At 57.3% G+C, this 17,986-nt stretch carries 18 protein-coding genes; 17 read left to right on the top strand and 1 reads right to left on the bottom strand.

Annotated elements, in window-relative coordinates; genetic code table 11:
- Positions 1–2: 2 nt before the first annotated feature.
- The 15 genes from JW885_16800 to JW885_16730 all read left to right on the top strand — a co-directional run bounded on the left by JW885_16800 (position 3) and on the right by JW885_16730 (position 14,610).
- Complete coding sequence (locus JW885_16800) at positions 3–980, top strand: hypothetical protein (GenBank protein ID MBN1883824.1); 978 nt, start codon at positions 3–5, stop codon at positions 978–980.
- Positions 970–1,242 carry a hypothetical protein gene (locus JW885_16795; protein ID MBN1883823.1) on the top strand — a complete coding sequence of 91 codons (273 nt, stop codon included), beginning with the start codon at positions 970–972 and terminating at the stop codon, positions 1,240–1,242. The genes JW885_16800 and JW885_16795 overlap by 11 nt, the downstream gene beginning before the upstream one ends.
- Positions 1,243–1,277: 35 nt before the next feature.
- Positions 1,278–1,766: a hypothetical protein gene (locus tag JW885_16790; protein MBN1883822.1), complete on the top strand. Its 489-nt coding sequence runs from the start codon at positions 1,278–1,280 to the stop codon at positions 1,764–1,766.
- Complete coding sequence (locus JW885_16785) at positions 1,750–3,288, top strand: acyl--CoA ligase (GenBank protein MBN1883821.1); 1,539 nt, start codon at positions 1,750–1,752, stop codon at positions 3,286–3,288. Before JW885_16790 ends, JW885_16785 begins: the two co-directional genes overlap by 17 nt.
- Before the next feature lie 70 nt (positions 3,289–3,358).
- On the top strand, positions 3,359–4,945 hold the full coding sequence (locus JW885_16780; protein ID MBN1883820.1) for an acyl--CoA ligase: 1,587 nt from the start codon (positions 3,359–3,361) through the stop codon (positions 4,943–4,945).
- Between the two features lie 436 nt (positions 4,946–5,381).
- A complete protein-coding gene (locus tag JW885_16775) occupies positions 5,382–6,626 on the top strand; it encodes a citrate synthase (protein MBN1883819.1) in 1,245 nt (414 codons plus the stop codon).
- A gap of 102 nt (positions 6,627–6,728) precedes the next feature.
- On the top strand, positions 6,729–7,961 hold the full coding sequence (locus JW885_16770) for an aminotransferase class III-fold pyridoxal phosphate-dependent enzyme (GenBank protein ID MBN1883818.1): 1,233 nt from the start codon (positions 6,729–6,731) through the stop codon (positions 7,959–7,961).
- 13 nt (positions 7,962–7,974) lie between these two features.
- Positions 7,975–8,349, top strand: a complete 375-nt coding sequence (locus tag JW885_16765; GenBank protein ID MBN1883817.1) for a VOC family protein — start codon at positions 7,975–7,977, stop codon at positions 8,347–8,349.
- A gap of 122 nt (positions 8,350–8,471) precedes the next feature.
- Positions 8,472–9,251: an enoyl-CoA hydratase/isomerase family protein gene (locus tag JW885_16760; protein MBN1883816.1), complete on the top strand. Its 780-nt coding sequence runs from the start codon at positions 8,472–8,474 to the stop codon at positions 9,249–9,251.
- A gap of 62 nt (positions 9,252–9,313) precedes the next feature.
- On the top strand, positions 9,314–9,985 hold the full coding sequence (locus JW885_16755) for a class I SAM-dependent methyltransferase (GenBank protein ID MBN1883815.1): 672 nt from the start codon (positions 9,314–9,316) through the stop codon (positions 9,983–9,985).
- Positions 9,986–10,019: 34 nt separating this feature from the next.
- Positions 10,020–11,162: a 4Fe-4S dicluster domain-containing protein gene (locus JW885_16750; GenBank protein ID MBN1883814.1), complete on the top strand. Its 1,143-nt coding sequence runs from the start codon at positions 10,020–10,022 to the stop codon at positions 11,160–11,162.
- A 139-nt stretch (positions 11,163–11,301) separates the two neighbouring features.
- Positions 11,302–11,874: a PadR family transcriptional regulator gene (locus JW885_16745; GenBank protein MBN1883813.1), complete on the top strand. Its 573-nt coding sequence runs from the start codon at positions 11,302–11,304 to the stop codon at positions 11,872–11,874.
- On the top strand, positions 11,874–13,262 hold the full coding sequence (locus tag JW885_16740; GenBank protein MBN1883812.1) for an NAD(P)H-dependent oxidoreductase: 1,389 nt from the start codon (positions 11,874–11,876) through the stop codon (positions 13,260–13,262). The genes JW885_16745 and JW885_16740 overlap by 1 nt, the downstream gene beginning before the upstream one ends.
- A 288-nt stretch (positions 13,263–13,550) precedes the next feature.
- A complete protein-coding gene (locus JW885_16735) occupies positions 13,551–14,108 on the top strand; it encodes a nitroreductase family protein (protein MBN1883811.1) in 558 nt (185 codons plus the stop codon).
- 10 nt (positions 14,109–14,118) lie between these two features.
- Entirely contained in the window at positions 14,119–14,610 is a 492-nt protein-coding gene (locus tag JW885_16730) for an acyl-CoA thioesterase (protein MBN1883810.1), read from the top strand.
- Between the two features lie 39 nt (positions 14,611–14,649).
- On the opposite strand, the gene JW885_16725 is transcribed toward JW885_16730, so the two are convergent.
- Positions 14,650–15,084: an SRPBCC domain-containing protein gene (locus tag JW885_16725; GenBank protein ID MBN1883809.1), complete on the bottom strand. Its 435-nt coding sequence runs from the start codon at positions 15,082–15,084 to the stop codon at positions 14,650–14,652.
- A 526-nt stretch (positions 15,085–15,610) separates the two neighbouring features.
- Here JW885_16725 and JW885_16720 point away from each other — a divergent pair.
- Both JW885_16720 and JW885_16715 read left to right on the top strand, forming a co-directional pair.
- On the top strand, positions 15,611–17,095 hold the full coding sequence (locus JW885_16720; GenBank protein MBN1883808.1) for a TIGR00341 family protein: 1,485 nt from the start codon (positions 15,611–15,613) through the stop codon (positions 17,093–17,095).
- A gap of 212 nt (positions 17,096–17,307) precedes the next feature.
- The gene (locus tag JW885_16715; protein MBN1883807.1) at positions 17,308–17,940 is read left to right on the top strand and encodes a hypothetical protein; all 633 of its coding nucleotides are present in this window, start codon (positions 17,308–17,310) and stop codon (positions 17,938–17,940) included.
- Positions 17,941–17,986: the final 46 nt, after the last annotated feature.

Below are 17,986 nucleotides of genomic sequence, written 5' to 3'. Positions count from 1 at the left end.
ATATGACACGCCGGTGTATCCAGGTGGGCGGCGTTGGTGTTGAGCTGACGATCGGGGAGGCAAAAAGTAATTATATCTGGTCCGAGGTGGATCGTGTGTTCGATGGGTTTCTGGCAGAAGGGGGGAATATCGATTACCGGCTTGTGCTCCACTCGTTTGGGGACAGGGGCCCGGGCGATCCCGTCCGCATGCCGGCCCGGCGTGAGATGATGAGGATGAAGAAGGCTCTAGAGCGGCGGTTTCCCTTTACCGGACTGCCCCGTTGGGATACGACCGCAAGAGGTAAAAACCGTCGCGCATCGGTCCTTCGAAAGGGGGCGTTTGGTCGATTGTCCCTTCGGGCGATCGAGGACGGACGTGCATCACTGGTGATAACGCCGTCGTTTCTCCTGGCGGTGGATCACGAGGAAAGAAGCGCGGACGCCCTTCTTTTCGACCGTGAAGGCGACGGTCCTTATGATGCGGCGCTGGCCGTGCAGGCGCTCTATGGGGTGGTGCTGCCGGAATACGGCGGGATGATACTGCACGCGGCGGCGATCGATGCGGGAGATCGAGGTGTATTGTTGGTGGGCGGCGCCGACGTCGGGAAGACCACGGTGTCCTCGCGGGTGCCGAAGGATCGGCTGCTCGCCGACGACGGGGCGGTGTGCATCTGTCGCGATGGAAGGGTGTCCCTCGTGCCGTCTCCCTTTACCCAGACGCCGGTGGACAACACCCGGGCCCGCACTGTCGGGTTGGCTTCTCTGATGTTTCTCATCCAGGATGAAGCTGACTATGCGGAAACACACCCGCCGGGGGAGGCGATGGTGTCTTTGTTGTCCAACCACATACATTTTTTTCGATTTATGAGCCCCCAAAACGCACGACTTTCGTTTCATATAATTGAGCGGATTATCAATACGGCAACGATAGAGCGCCTCTTTTTCAGCCTCGATTTTGATCCAACGCTATTTTTTACGGAGAAGGAATATGTCCGATAAGTCCGATAAGAAGAAGAAATATGAGCCCCCCGCTATCATCGACGTGCATGTCGCGTATACGCAGGCGGTGGGCCAGTCGGTGTGCAGCCTCGGCTCCCGCGCCATGTCCGACTGCACACGGGGTCAGCAGCCGATCGGATCATGTACCCAGGGGAACGCGCAGTATTTTCAACAATGCCACGACGGCTGGTCCAACGATTATCGATGCATCACGGGATCCGTTCCCGGCGGCACGGGGTGCTCGGCGGGAGACAAACCCTGAACGAAAACAGTCTGTTTCAACGTGAATGATGTGTCATGAGACAATCGAATGAGACGTCGTTGATGCGTGATCGATATCGCCGCCTTATGTTTTCGGGCTTCAGCATGTATCCCGGGCTCAGGCCCGGCGACGGTATCGTCACAAGAGAGATGCCGGTTTCGGATATCGTCCCCGGATGTATTGTCTGCGTGGACGACCGGGACCGCACGGTCGTCCACCGGGTGCTTTCCGTTGAACGGTCCGCTTTCGGTACGCGTATCGTCTTAAAGGGGGACAACCTGCCCGAACCCGACGAGCCGGTGTTGCTTCCGGGCGACTTTTGCCGGTGCGTTTCGATGATTATTCGAAACGGGAGGCTCAGAAGACCCCGGCAGGGGCGGGTCAGCTCTTTTTTGTGCGCCCGCAACCTGACCGCCGGCATACTCACGGGAGGCGTAAAAAGGATGTTGTTCCGGACGCCGTCACGGATGTATTCTTTAATCGCTCGATATAGAAAGGTGAAGCGGTATGACCGGGCAAGGTGAACCGATCACCATCGGGGATTACTGCCGCCGGGCGGCGGAGCTCTTCGGAGAGAATGAGGCCTTCATCTGTCCCCGTTCCGGGAGGCGTCTCAGTTATCGGGAGCACAATCGGCGTGTCAATTCAGCATACCGGGGGTTGAAAGATATCGGGCTGAGGAAGGGGGAGATTGTCTCTCTCTTATGTGACAACAGAATAGAGGATTTTGAATTGCTGGCGGCCCTGTCAAAACTGGGGTGTATCGGCATGCCGCTGAACTCCCGGCTCATGCCGGAGCATGTGATGCGGCACATGGAATTTACCGACGTGTCCGCCGTCGTCTTCGGGCCGGAGGCGATCGGAGTCGCGGATCGGATCCACACGAGTCCCGCCCGGCCGAAACATTTTATCGCCGTCGGGTCTGATGTTCCGGGATACGCCCACTCATACACTGCGATGATCGAGGGGGGGGATGACCGGGCGCCGGACGCGGCGTCTTCCATCGACGACGATTTTTGTTTCTATTTTACCTCCGGCACCACGAAAAGCCCCAGGGGGTATATCATCACACATCGCCAGAACCAGCCCTATACACGGATGGCCGTCGAGCAGGGGGTGACCGAAGATGAGAGGATACTGGCCGTGCTTCCCCCCTACACGAGGGTTTCGATGTTCTGGTATACGGCGGCCCTCTTTGTAGGGGCGGCCCAGGTGCTCTCAGATCTCGATCCCTCCCGTATCCTCTCGCTGTTTGAAGAAGAGAGGATTACCCTGTCTATCCTCATACCAGACCTTGCGCGGCATGTCATGGCGCTGCCGGAATTTGCATCACGGGATGTATCGTCTCTCAGGCGTATCGTGATGGCGGGCACCCGTCTTCCCCCTTCGCTGCGCGTTGAAATAGAACACCGCCTGTGCCCTGTGCTCTATGAGGTATACGGCCAGCAGGAGTGCGGCCTGCTGACGCTGATGCCCCCGGAGGATCGAGGAAAAAAACCGGAGTCGGTCGGTCGACCGTACCTGGGATCGGAGATCATTGTGGCGGATCGAAGCGGCGCGCCGCTCCCTCCGGGGACGCTGGGTGAGATCATCTCCCGCTCGCCCGCCCGGGCGGGGGTCATCTATCCCGAACCGAAGAAACCGCGGCGCATACCGACCGATGAGTGGTATTGGTCCGGCGATATCGGGTATCTTGACGAGGACGGATATCTCTATTACCGGGGGAGACGTGAGGACGCCCTGGATATCGACGGCGAGGTGGTCTTCGCTTCGGAGATCGAGGCGCTCGTGACGGCGATGGAGGGTGTCGTCGATTGCGCCGCCGTTGACTTGTCCGAAAGTGCGGATTTTTCCGGTGTGGGTATCTTTGCGGTTGTAGAGCCGGATTCGCACACCACAGAAGAGGAACTCCTCAATCGCTGCCGGAGGGACCCCTCTCTCGGGGCCGTCGTTAAGAAGGTGTTTTTTGTAGGTCATCTTCCCCGTACCGATACCGGAAAGGTGATGAAACACGCCCTTTTGGACGATTCTCGGTCCACCGAATGACGGCTGGGGCGACGATCCGTATACTTTTACACATCCCCGTTTTGTATATATTTATTCAGGAGGTGCTCTCATGGCGAAGGAAACACTGACCTGGCATTATCTGAAAAAGTGGGCCGAAGAACGGCCCGATACCGAGGCGCTGATTTTCGGCGACGAGCGCATAACCTACAGCGAGTTTTACGAAAACACCCGACGGGTGGCGAAGCTTCTGCTGGAGCTGGGGGTTGAAAAGGGGGATCGGTTTTTCACCCTGTCCGCCGCCCGCCCCGAGTTCATGTACTGCTATATGGCCGCCGGCATGGTCGGCGCCGTCTGGTACGGCCTCAACCCCCGGTACATGCTGGACGAGTTTCTCTATCAGGTGGATGACGCCAAGCCGAAGGTCGGATTCGTGGTGCGCTGGTATGATTTTCTCCAGCGGGACTACAAGGACGACATGCTGGAGGTGATGAAACAGAATCCGGAGCTGGAAAAACTGGTGATCGTCGGCGATCCCTGGGAGGGGACCCTCAACTGGGCGGACGAGCTCAAGAAGGAGCGTCCCGAGCTGGACGACGCCCTTGAAAAGCGGATGGGTGAGACGGACGAGGACGACCCGACCCTGATCATCTATACCTCGGGCACCACCGGAAAGCCCAAGGGGGCGCTTCTGACCCATAAAAACATCGTCTCCAATATCCGGGTGGAGGTGGAGCATTTCATGGTGAACCACAAGCCGGGCGAGGGGAAGATGCTGATTCACTTTCCCATCAACCACGTGGCCGGGGCCGTGGAGATCTCCTACGCCACATTGATGTCCGGTATTGGGCTTGTGATGATGGACAAGTTCGACCCCGAGGGGACCCTCAAAACCATCCAGGACGAAAAGATCACTGTCCTGGGCCAGGTGCCCGCCATGTTCCTGCTCCAGTTCAAGCTGCCGAATTTCGACGATTACGACCTCTCCAGCATCAGGAACTACGTTTGGGCCGGGGCGGCGGCCCCCGAGGGGATGGTCAAACGATTGGCCAAAACCGGGGCCACCCTGATTACCGGATACGGCCAGACCGAGAACGCCGGGTTCATCACCTATAGCGAGCCGGGGGACAGTGAGGAGGACCTGATTAAAACCGTCGGCACGTGCGACCCGGCGTTCGAGATCACGTTGATGGATCAAAAAGGCAAAGAGGTGCCCACAGGCGATGTGGGGGAGATCTGGATGCGGGGGGATCTCGTGATGAAGGGATACTGGAACCGTCCCGAGGAAACGGCACAGACCATCACGAAGGACGGCTGGCTGAAATCCGGGGACCTCGCCACCATCGACGAGCGGGGCTATATCACCATCGTGGGCCGGACCAAGGAGATGTTCAAGTCCGGCGGGTACAACGTCTATCCCCGGGAGATAGAGGCGGTGATCGAAAAGCACCCCAACGTGGCCCTGGTGACCATCGTGCCGATTCCGGACGAGACCTGGCAGGAGGTGGGCAAGGCCTTCGTCATGCCGGTGCCGGGAACGGAGGTGGACCCGGAGGAACTGAAGGCGCTGTGCAAGAAGCACCTGGCCAACTACAAGGTCCCGAAGGAATTCGAGGTCAGGCCGTTTCTGCCGATGCTCCCCACCGGGAAGATAAACCGCCTGGTGCTGGTGGACGAGGAGAAAAAGAAGCGCGGGTGAAATACGACGGGATGACCCTGTTCGTTTTTCTCTCAAGAATTCAATAGATCAAAGAAACCGGGGCGCGGCGTTGTGAAAGTGAGGGTCGCCCCCGGTTTTTTATGCATAGATATTCGAAGCCGACAAAACGCCCGGGGAATATGAAATACTGGGGGACGAACGGAAGCGGTTTACTCCAGCCGGCGTAGAGATACCGATCTTCTTTTCGATCTCCGTCATACACTGCGGTTTTCAATTCGAATTGTGCCGCTCCCTGTCCGGCGGACGTTCGCCGGCTTATGATTCAATAGGTCTAGTAAATGATATCATCTCTTCGTACGTTTTTTTTGACAAATCTCTTCCAATTTGTTATTTTAACTTTCTTATTTTGAATATAATGCCCGGTCTGTGGGTCATTTTTCGCATCCCGGGCGGGGTATGTATGGAGTGTGAACGTATGACAAAGAAGACTGAAGAAAACAACAACACAAATACCACCGAGGCGGCGGAGGAAAAAGTTCTGCCGGTGCCGGAGGAAAACAGCGCCGAGACGATCAGAAAGGACGCGTATCGCCCCGGACTGGAGGGGGTGGTGGCCACCCGGTCCTCCATCTGCCACGTGGACGGCATAACCGGCAGACTTCTGTACCGCGGTATCAAGATAGAGGACCTCGCCGAACACAGTACCTTTGAAGAGACCAGCTATCTGCTGCTTTACAGCCATCTCCCCAACGAGCGGGAGCTGAAACAATTCACCACGTTGATAAACCGTCAGCGGCACCTGCCGATTACGGTGCTGGAGGCCATCAAGCGATTCCCCGTGGGGATGCATCCGATGCTCGCGCTCCAGTCCGCCATCACGCTGCTCCAGGGAGAAGACTTCTATGCCGACGACGTCTCCTCGCCGCTGCATAACCTGAAGCGGGCGGTCTCCCTGATTGCGAAGGTCCCCACAATCGTCGCCGCGTTCGACCGATACAGAAACGACGAGGACCCCTTCCCGCCGGTATCGAAATTCTCCCATGCGGAGAACTTCCTGTTCATGCTCACCGGCGAGCCGCCGGACAAGGAAACGGCCAAGGTGTTGGATCGATGCTTCATTCTCATGGCCGAGCATACCCTGAACGCCTCGACCTTCGTGGCCCGGGTGATCGGCTCCACCAACGCCAGCGTCTATTCGGCCGTCTCCGGGGCCGTGGGGGCGCTCTCCGGGTCGCTCCACGGCGGCGCAAACGAGCGGGTGCTCAGGATGCTCTATTCCATCGGCAGCCCGGAGAACGTGGCCAAATATGTGGAAGAGCGTCTTGACGCCGGCAAAAGGATCATGGGGATGGGACACCGCATTTACAAGACCGTCGATCCCCGGGCGCCGATTCTGAAGTCGTACATCCCGGATATGGTCAAGCGGGTGGGCGGAGAAGAGGGGAAGGACCTCTATGAGATCGCCCAGGCCATGGAACAGGAGGTGGAGAAGCGGCTTGCCCAGAAGCGGATTTATCCGAACGTGGATTTTTACTCCGCGGTGGTGATGGAGCTTTTGAGGATTCCCATCGACCTGTTCACTCCGGTGTTCGCCGTCTCCCGTGTGGCCGGCTGGGCCGCCCACTGGAACGAGCAGGTGGACGCGAATCGGATATTCCGTCCCATTCAGGAATACATAGGCGATCTTGATCGCCCCTATATTTCCCTGGAGAAGCGCTGAGAGAGCGACTTAACTGAGATGGTGCCGGGGCGTGGGAGTAGCGTGGTATCCCCCGGCGGCTGTTACAACCTTGTGGAAATGAACCATTGAAAGGCTCCGACTATGGCACTTTATGAGTTCACGAAGTCCTACGCGATGCTCGAAGAGGCAAAACAATATGTCCCCGGCGGCATCTACGGACCGAGAAGCCCGATGTTTCTCACCTACGGATCGTACCCCTGTTTTCTGGCCAGGGGCAAGGGCTGCCACATCTGGGATGTGGACGGGAACGAATACATCGACTACATGTGTTCGTTCGGCACGAACATCCTGGGATTATGCCATCCCGGGGTGGAAGAGGCGGCCAAGGCCCAGATGGATCGGGGCAACTGCTTTACCCTCCCGTCCAACCTGTGGCTTGACACCGCGAAACGTCTGGTGAACCTGAACGACGGCATGGACTGGACGGTGTTCGGCAAGAACGGCACGGACGTCACCTCGTTTGCGGTGACCGTGGCCCGGCATCATACTCAGAAAAGAGTCGTCTTCGTCGCCCATGACGAATACCACGGAAGCGCCTCCTGGATTACACACAGCACCAACGGCATCCCGGAAGAATATAAGGCGTACGTCGTGCACTTCACCTACAACGACCTGGACGAGCTGACGGCTTTATTCAATACATACAAAAATGATGTGGCGGCGGTCATGCTCGCCCCCTACCATCACCCCGCGATGGCGGACCAGATGATGCCGACAGAGAGTTTTCTCAAAGGCGTCAGGTCCCTGTGCGACGCCAACGGGGCGCTTCTGATCATGGACGATATCCGCTGTAACCTGAGGCTGCACCCCAACGGCTCCCACGCCTACTTCGGCGTTGATGTGGACATGGTCACCATGGGAAAGGCGATGGCAAACGGACATCCCATCGCCGCTGGTTTGGGGAAAGAATCCATCAAGGAGGCGGCCCAGAATGTCTATTTTTCCGGCACCCACTACTTTTCCGCGGTGCCCATGGCAGCCACACTGAAGACCCTGGACATCATCGAAGAGGAGGGGGTCATCGAACAGGTGGCCGCCCAGGGGAAAAAGCTGAGGGAGGGGATGACCGGGCTTGCCAGGACCCATGGTCTGAAGGTGTCCTATACAGGGCACGACGCCATGCCGTTCATGCGGTTCGAAGACGACCAGTACTTCGAGAGAAACCGCCGGTTCTGCGGTGAGGTGGCGAAGCGGGGGGTGTTTCTCCATCCGCACCACAACTGGTTTCTCTCGGCCGCCCACACCGATGAGGACATCAACAAGACCCTCGACGTAGTTGATGAATGCTTCAAACTAATCAGGGAAGAATCATAACAGGAGGGCACCCGTGCGATTCGATCACGTCGGTATAAAGTCCAACAATGTGGAAAAATCCCTCGATTTTTACACCCGCATCCTCGGATTTCAGATCCTGGAGAAGGTGGATATGGTGGGGCGGTCGTTCTATTTTATCGGGAACGATGAAACCAAAATAGAGATCGAGGACGCGAATCCGGGGGACGTCCGCCTGGACTGTAGCACCGGCTACGGCCTCTATCACATCGCCCTCATCGTGAAAGACATCGACGCCCTGGCGGAACGCCTCAAGGCCGAGGGGGTGACGTTTATCATGGAGCCGATCCAGCTCCGGGAGGATCGAAAAATCGCCTTCATCGAGGACCCGGACGGGGTGCACATTCAGCTCATCGACCTGTTTGAATGATACCCTCTTTTTTGGGTACTGAAGATACATCACGGGAATTCTCACCGGGCCCCACACGAGAGGGGCCCGGTTTTTTTGTGGTTGTCGCCGATGACCGGAGGGTATCGGCACGGAGGTATTGTATGACTGGTTCCATTGCCGTGGATCGGGACGGGGCGGTGTCCGTCGTGACATTGAGTCGACCGGAGGACTACAACTCCTTTGACGAGACGATGATGCGGGAATTGGGCGAGGTGCTGTCGGATGCCGCGGCCGACGATGCCGTTCGGGGTGTGGTGCTGACCGGGGCGGGGCGGGCGTTTTGCGCCGGGGGCGACCTGAAATATATCAACGGGCACGAGCGGGGTCCGGAGGGCGCGTTTCGCCTCGTCGCCGGCGCCTTTCACCGGGCGATCATGGAGATTCACGGGATGAAAAAGCCGGTGGTGGCGGCGATCAACGGCCCGGCGGCGGGGGGCGGCTTTTCCCTGGCGATGGCGGCGGATTTTCGCGTTATGGGCACAAGCGCCGTCCTGAAGCTCGGATATCTGAGCGCGGGACTGTGTATCGACGGCGGCGGCACCCACACCCTTCCCCGCCTGGTGGGGATTGCCCGGGCGATGGAGATTGCGGCCTTCGATGAGCCGATTGACGCGGAGAAAGCCCGTGACCTCGGACTGGTCACAACGATCGTCGATGACACCCGTGTCGTGGCCGAGGCCGTGGCCCTGGCAAGGCGCGTCGGGTCGGGGCCGCTCTTCGCCTTCGGGGCGGTCAAGGGGCTCATCTATGACGCCTTCGACGTCCCGTTTGAGATTCAGCTTGAGCGGGAGCGGGACATGATCGCGCGAAGCGGCGCTCATCCCGAGGGACGGGAGGGGATGGCGGCGTTTATCGAAAAGAGAAAGCCGAAGTTTTCCTAATCGGGATGAAGCAAGGGGAATCGTCCCGTCACCCTGTTTCGTAAAGAGGAAGGAAGGAGGAGATGAGCACCTATGTTCTGATGAAGATCCTTGAGTCCTCTCCGGATCGCTACGACCGGGGTATACGGTTTTTGACCCTAGGCCAACTGGACGAGGCATACGACCGGCTGACCTCCCACATTCGGCCGGGCGACCGGGTTCTGGACATCGGGTGCGGAACCGGGGCGCTGACACTTCGGGCGCTGGCCCGGGGGGGTGTGGTGACCGCAATGGATATCAATCCGGCGATGATGGACGTGGCCAAGAAGAAGGTCGGGGCGTATCGTGCGGAAATCGGCGAGGCTGCGGGAGACATGGTATTTTTGGAAATGGGCGTTGCCGAGATGGACGATCTTGAGACCGGTGGCTATAACGTGGTAATGAGCGGACTCTGCTTTTCGGAACTGACCGACGATGAAACAGCCTATGCCCTGGGTCATGTTCATCGCATCCTCAAGAACAGGGGCATGCTCCTGATCGGCGATGAAGTCCCCCCCGGGGGAATCTTTCGCCGGTTTTTTTATATGCTTGTTCGGATTCCCCTGGCGGCGCTTACCTACCTGGTGACCCAAACCACCACCGGAGCGATAAAAAACCTGGAATCACGGGTCGCAAGTGCGAACCTTGAGATCGAATCCGTCAGGAGACACGGCATCGGGGGGTTCATGGAGCTGATCGCTCGGAAACGGGATTGAGCGGCCGCCGCGAAAGGCACACAAGGAGGGACCGATGATTTCATATATCCTGACATGGATCGTCACGAGGTTCGTGTGGTTGCTTCCGTTGCCCCTGCCCCCCCGTCTTGTAAAGATAGGGAATCCGGGACGCTCATCCCCGGTGCTGGTTACCTGCAACTGGCGGCTGACGGTTCGGGAACTGTCGTATCGGCTCAGGAGGGAAGATCTCTATCTTTTAGTGGCGAACAGCCGGGGCATCAACGTCTGGTGCGCCGCCGCCGGCGGGCATTTTACCCACCATGACGTCATTTCCATCATCAAAACCAGCGGCATTGAGAACCTCGTCGATCACCGTACCCTGGTGCTTCCTCAACTGGCGGCGACGGGGATTGATCCGGTGTACATAAAAAAGAAGATCGGCTGGAAGGCCGTCTGGGGTCCGGTATCCGCCCGGGATATTCCGGGATTTCTCGCCGCAGGAAAAGAAGCAACCGACAGGATGCGGCGGGTCGAATTCGGTCTCGGTCGGCGGATGTCCGTGGCCCTGGGCTGGGCGGCGCAGCTTTCGATACCCGCAAGCCTCGTTTTTGTTTTTGTCAACCGAGAGGCGATCCTCCCCCTTAACGTGCTGATATTCGGCATGTCGTGTGCCTTGTTTATGGCCTTCCCCTTGTATGAACGTTTTCTGGGCCGGCCCTCTCGAGGGTGGGGCACAATCGCCTTCGGCTTCGAGCAGGGGGGCGTTCAGCTTGTTCTGTGGGGACTCTATACCGCAGGGGTTGTCATCCCGGCCGGGATCATCGGAGGTGAAACCGTTCTGTTTTTTTTCCACTGGATCCTTGCAGGCCTCGTCGTGACACTGTTTCTCACCTTCGACCTTGCGGGCAGCACGCCGGTGTATAAGAGCGTCGAACATGAGGAGCGATCATTTACCGTGGTCCTCAATGTGGAAATATGCAGGGGCACCGGCATCTGCACGGAGGTGTGCCCCCGGGGCTGTTTCGACCTGGACCGGGTGAGGAGAAAAATTGTATTTGCCCGGCCCGATGACTGCGAACAATGCGCCGCCTGCATCGTCCAGTGTCCCTTCGACGCCCTCTCTTTCATCAGCGATAGGGGGGAGCGGATTTTGCCGGAAACCACCCGGACATACAAGCTCAACCTGATGGGAAAGCGGCAGGTCAGGGCTTCGTAACATTTCTCAGGGGCCCGATACCTCCCGATGGTAAAAGAAACGCCACAAGGGTTTTCTCTTGACATATATATATCATAATGATATATATCTTTATGAGACGTATCATAATGACATAGAAATCGAGTTGGGAAGGTGTGAGATGGCACGAACGAACAAAACGAAATACGCCCTTTTGGGGATGCTGACCATTGCCCCCATGAGTGGGTATGACATCAAGAAGGTGACCGAGTTTTCCATCGGCAACTTCTGGAGCGAAAACTACGGACACATCTATCCGATGCTGAACAAGATGGCCCGGGAGGGGCTGGCGAAAAAACATGTGGAAGCGGGGGAGGGGCGTCCCAGCAGGCATGTGTATGAGATTACGGAAAAGGGTCGGGAGGAACTCCGGGAATGGCTCACGCAGCCGATGGAGAGGTCGCCCATACGAAACGAGATGCTGCTCCGGCTCTTCTTCGGCGGACAGGCGCCGGTCGGACACCTCATTGTGATGATAGAACAGCAGCGGAAGGCGATTATCTGGCGGCTGGAAACGCTCGACAGGATCGCCGCGGGGGCGGAAAAGATACCGGACGGCGATCACCCCCTGGAGATGGTCTTCATGGGGATGACCCTCGATTTCGGCAGGCGCATGGCCCGGGAGGCCATCCAATGGTGCGACGACACCCTGGTAAAGCTGCGAGATATGAAAGAACAAGAAGGAGATTCATAATGAAGTTCACGGTTTTAAGCGGAAGTCCCAAAGGAGACGGAAGCGTCACGCTCCAGTATGTACGGTATCTGGAGAAGATATACCCGGAACATGACTATACCGTCCACCACGTGGCTCAGAAGATCCGAGCTCTGGAAAAGAAGGACGACGCCTTTGATGAGGTGATCGATTCGGTGCGGAATTCCGACGGGATTATCTGGTCGTTTCCGCTCTATTATCTTTTGGTACACGCGGGATTGAAGCGGTTTATCGAGCTGGTCAACGAGAGGGGCGCGACCGACGCCTTCTCACAAAAATATGCGGCGGGTATATCCACCTCCATACACTTTTTCGACCATACCGCCCACGCCTACATCCACGGCGTCTCCGAGGACCTGGGGATGCGGTATGTTTCCTCCTTTTCGCCCCATATGATAGACCTCCTGGGGGGGGAGGGACGGAAAAAACTTCGGTTTTTTGCGGAAAACTTTTTCGACGCGATCGAGCGAAAAGCGACGATCCCCAGGCGATACGGGCCGATCACACCGGTCACGCTCACCTACACCCCAAAGGCCGCGGATGAGAAGATCGGGACCGGGGGGAAGCGGGTGGTGGTGGTAACCGACGCCCGCCCCACTGACGGCAACCTGAACGGCATGATCAGGCGGTTCACCGGGGCGCTTGCGGGAGACGTCGATGTGCTGAATCTCGCCGATGTGGACATCACGGGCGACTGCCGGGGGTGCATCCAGTGCGGGTATGATTTCACGTGCGCCTACGAGGGGAAGGACGGGTTTATCGATTTCTATCGGGACCGCGTCATGACCGCGGATATCGTGGTCTTCGCATCCACCATCCGGGACCGCTACCTCTCCGCGGATATCAAGCGGATGTTCGACCGAACGTTTTTCAATACCCACACCCCGAGGCACTCCAAGAAGCAGGTGGGATTTCTGGTGTCCGGCCCCCTGTCCCAGCTGCCGAACCTGCGGGAGATTATGGAGGGGTTCTTCCAGGTGGAGGAGAGCAATCTCGTGGATATGATCAGCGATGAATACGATGACTCCGAGACCCTCAATCACGTGATCGATGATTTCGCCCGAAACATCATCCGCGCAGCCGCTGCGGAATATGTCCGCCCTCTGGACTTTCTCGGCGTGGGCGGGAGGAAAATCTTTCGGGACGATATGTATGCGGGACTCAAATTCCCGTTTCAGGCGGATCACCGATATTATAAGAAGAACGGGTATTACGACTTTCCCCACAAGAACTACAAGATACGCATCATGAGCGGCGTGCTCTCGGCCCTCACCGTCATTCCACCCATTCGAGAGGAGATATATAAAAGGCGCATACGGGAGGAGATGGTAAAGCCGTTTATAAAGGTTGTGGAGAAGGCGGACGCATAATAGCCCCCGCCCTCTCTCCTTGCATTCATAGTCCGACTGGTGTATGATAATCAAAAGAGGATAACATACCGTTCGGTGTCTTGCGAAAATCAACGTGCGGACATGCGCTACCCAAAACGTGATGCAAAACGGGAACAATCGGTCCCGTTTTGCTGATTCATCGTCACCATCCGGAAATGTTGCAGGGTGTGTGTGATGTGATTCCCGAAAACCGGACTCGTATCCTCGGGTGCATGTCCTTCGTTGATCGTTCGGTAAACTCCCCGCGTTGTATATGCGAGGTACCCCATGGATATCAGAGAGGCGATTGACGAGCGCAGGGCGTATCGGTCCCTGGTTCCGGCGGATATCGACCGGGAATTAATCGACGAACTGGCGAACGCCGCCGGACTTGCCCCGTCGTGTAATAATAACCAGCCGTGGCGGTTCGTCTTTGTTGTGGATTACGAAACAAGGAAACAGGTGTTTTCTTCCCTCAGCGAGGGAAACACCTGGGCGCATGACGCATCCATGATAGTGGCGGTGTATGCAGAATCCGATGATGACTGCGTCATCGACGAGCGGAGGTACTACCTCTTCGACACCGGTATGGCCACCGCGTTTCTGATCCTCAGGGCCACGGACCTGGGCATGGTCGCCCATCCCATCGCCGGATACAACCCCGATGAAGTCAAAAAAACCCTCAATATCCCCGAGCAGGCCGCGCTCATCACTCTGGTAATAGTGGGGAGGCGCACCCACGAGATCAATCCCGTCCTGAGTGAAAAACAGGCGGCGGCGGAGAAACAGCGTCCCGACCGAAAATCCTTCGATGAGATCGCCTCCATCGATCGGGTGAAATCCTGATGTCTTTCACATGAGGGGGTGCTTTGTGACCGATGCGTTGTCCGGCTATCCGGTGGTGATCACCGTTCCCGTGGCCTGGGGGGAGATGGATTCATTGGGCCATGTGAACAATATTATATACTTCAGGTACTTCGAGTCCGCCCGCATCGTCTATCTTGAAAAATCCGGCTTGATGAAGGTCATGAAGCGATCCGGCATCGGGCCGATCCTGGCCCGGACGTCCGCCACTTATAAAAAGCCGGTGCGCTATCCGGACACCCTCTCGGTGGGCGCCCGCGTGGCAACCATCGGCACCACGTCGTTCGTGATGGAATATCTGGTCGAAAGCTGTGCGCTGGGGGTTGCGGCCTTCGGCGACGCGGTGATCGTTATCTATGACTACGCCAAGGGGGAAAAGGCTCGAGTCCCCGACGAGGTGGTGAACGCCATCGAGTCGTTGGAGGGATGCGCTCCCGGTTCCCGCTGTGTTGCACAGGATTTCGACGGGGAGGTTTCACCGTAGGACACAGGATGGGACCTCCGGGGAGCGCCCGCCGTCCGCCTATCCGCCCTCGGCCCGCAGCTTCAGGGCCGCATTCATCGCCTCGAATCCCCTTCGAGTGGAGGGCTCAAGGCTCTTCCAGAACATCCCCACGAGTACGCCCCGAAACTCCTCCCGTTGAGTGAGCCGCGTTCCTTTGTCCCCGCGTTTTTCGATGAGAAACCGGTGCTCTCCGTCGAACAGGCCCGGGATGAAGAGGTGTCCCAGCCAGGCGAACTCCCGGTGCGGATGCGCCGCTCTCACCCGGGGCGTGAAGGTCATATTCCTTCCGCCCGGGGGCGAGATGGTCACGGTGAGGGTTTCGCCCTCCGCCGGCGTTCCCGAGATCTCCGGTATGAACGGATTCCACCGTCCGTACTCGGCAAAATCCGTCAGGATGTCCCACACCGCCTGGGGTGTCGCATCGATGTCCGTGAATGTTTCTATCCGTTTCATGACTGCCTCCCGATGGTTTTCACGATATGCCATGAAAAACACGCCTCCGCTGCCTACGGGGCGTTCGCCTGATTCACCCGACATTTCGAATCGGTGTCGACGCTGAATCGGACGGTCTCATATGCAACATCCAATAACATATAAATATAATACTCCTGTCAAGGGTGTATGAGCTCACTCTGGCTTATTGTAAAGAGATGGTGTCCGTATGTGTATAGAAACAGCGGGACGTGGAACGGGCGAAAGTCGATTCGTACCGGCGGCTCACCCAGCCCCCCACCCCCCCGGCGCTTCCCTCCCGCATTGAGGTCCGACCCCCCCCCGGCGACTCCGTCCGGATTCGGTGCCGTCTCACCCGGCTGGTGCGATCAGTTGTCGAAAGGGTTCGGGCGCATGATGCCCGGTGACCCGTCGTCGAAGGTGCTTTAATCCCACAAAAAAAGTCCGATTTTTCAGAAAATCCTTTTGTTCTGACCCAAATTTCTCATACAATGGGAGGGTCATTGTATCTATCGTGGGGGGACAGATGTCGCAAAGGAAACACATCTTTTCAAAGATAATCAGCATGCTGGGCTTCGAATCGGTGGTGGAGCAGGAACGGGAACGTCAGAAGGAGGAGGAGGAAAAGAGGCCCGACGACCTGGAAGAGGGGAAGGAAGGTCTTCCGGATGGGGATGTGGGGAAAAAGGCGCAGAGGGCCGATGAGCCGGTAAAGACGCGACTGGAGGGAGCGCCGGCGGAATCGGATGAAAAAAAGACAGGAAAGTCCGGAAAATCGAAAAAGGAGGCCGATGAAGAGGTTGAGCAGAAGGGTGAGAAGCCGAAGGAAGAAAAATCACTGATGCGTTCGCTGAGAGGGAGCGGGGAAGAGGAAGATGAAGAAAAGAAGAAGAGGCTGAGCGATCGCATATCGGACACCCGCCAGACCGTGGAGGATATGTTCGAGCGGGTCATCGAGCCGGAGGAGCGGACCCTGTCCAATTACTTCAACGTGAACTTCTGGCGGGATAAATACGGGAAGTACCAAACGATCAGGAAAAAGGAGGAGGGAGATCTCTCCACCCACCAGGCGCTGTCCGCCGGGGCCACCCCGACCAGGGAATACTACATCCTGACGATTCTTTCCACCGTCATCGCCACCGCCGGACTCATCATGGGCTCCACCGCCGTGGTGATCGGCGCCATGATCGTCGCACCCCTCATGACCCCGATACTGGCCCTCTCTTTGGGGGTGGTCTGGGGTGATCTCAGGCTGATGAGAAACTCGCTCGTCTCCATCATGTACGGGTCGTTTCTGGCGGTTCTCATCTCGGCGTTTATGGCCTTTCTGCTCCCCGAGGCCTCGTATACGGATGAAATCCTGGCCAGGGCGCAACCCGGCCTCTACGACATCGTGGTGGGCATCGCCTCGGGATTGGTGGGAGCATACGGTTTCGCGAACAAGAAGGTTTCCAGCTCGCTGGTGGGCATCGCCATCGCCGTGGCGCTTCTGCCACCGCTGTGCACCGTGGGCATCGGGCTGGGATTTCTGGATGCTCAGGTGGCCCTGGGAGCGCTGGTGCTTTTTATCATTAACCTGGCGACCATCTCGCTGGCCGGGGCGCTGGTGTTCTGGATATTGAAGATTCATCCCTTCGACGCCGACAAGGAGGAGGTGAAGCGGCGGGCGCTCTCTCAGATCGTGCTGTCTCTGGTTCTGCTGCTTCTCATCGCGCTCCCCCTGGCATATTTTACCTACGACCGCTACCGGTTACGAAGCGCCATCAGTGACGCGGAGTCTGCGATGGAAAAGTCTCTTCCCCATGCCCGGGTGCTGGACATGACCACTGAACGGATAGATTCCGGCACAGGAGAAGTTGTGCGCCGCTACCGGATGTTGATTCTGCTTACAGACACCGATACGCCCGAGCCCGAGGTGATCAAAAAGATGGAAGACGCCATAATCGGGGATGGGAATGTCATCAGAGATGTACGGGTGGAGTTTTTCCGGTCTGAACTGCTCGTCGAATAATCCGGTCGGGACGCCGTCGGATGATAAGGACGGGATGTTCGAAAAGAGGGATGTTGGAATCAACACTGATAATAAAAGCGAGGTGACCTTCGTTTCACTGCAGTTTTTTCGTCGCGATTCATTTTGCAAACTCAACAAACATGGTGTATAGTTTATATTAAGAATATTGTAAGCATCTCATATAGAATTTCTGGTTATTAATGGAGTGGGTAATGTCAAATGGAAGCTCGCTGACTCATCTGGCCTATCGCTCGGTCCTGGATTCACTGGAGGAGGTACTGGGGAAAAACGGATTACACTCCGTGCTCCATTTCGCAAAACTTGAGGAGATGATCACCAATCCACCGGATTACGATCCGGACGCCCGGGTGAGTCATGAAGACGTAACGAGACTCTTTACCGGGGTCAGGGATATTCTTGGTGACGCGGGATACGGTGCAGTGATGTACCGGGGCGGCATGAAGATGATAAAGAACGTCGTCTCCCACTCGGCGCCGGTACAGGCCCTGATCGAGATGGATCTTGATCCGGTGGAAAAGCTGAAGCTGGGCTACTCCGCGTACCTGACAAATGCCGGGTACGACCCGGAGAAAATCATGGAACACCTGTCGGAAAAAAACGAAATCGTCATCCACCGGGAGGACTGTACCGAGTGTGATGACCTGATACAGCGCGACGAAAAGCCGGACGGCTTTTCCCGGCCCTCCTGCGCATTCGTCCGGGGGATTATGAAGGGAGTCGGGGACTGCTTCAAAAGAGAAGTCGAGGTGTCCGTGGTGGAGGAGGCGTGCCGCCTGATTGGAGACGATGAATGCCGCTACCGGGTGACGTATCAGGTGAAGTAGTGACGTGCTCCGAACGTGATATCAACGAGTACGTTAATGATGGGGT

The organism is Candidatus Zymogenaceae bacterium, from assembly GCA_016931225.1.
In the GTDB taxonomy this organism is placed as follows: domain Bacteria; phylum Desulfobacterota; class Zymogenia; order Zymogenales; family Zymogenaceae; genus JAFGFE01.
This window is presented reverse-complemented; position numbering and strand designations above follow the sequence as displayed.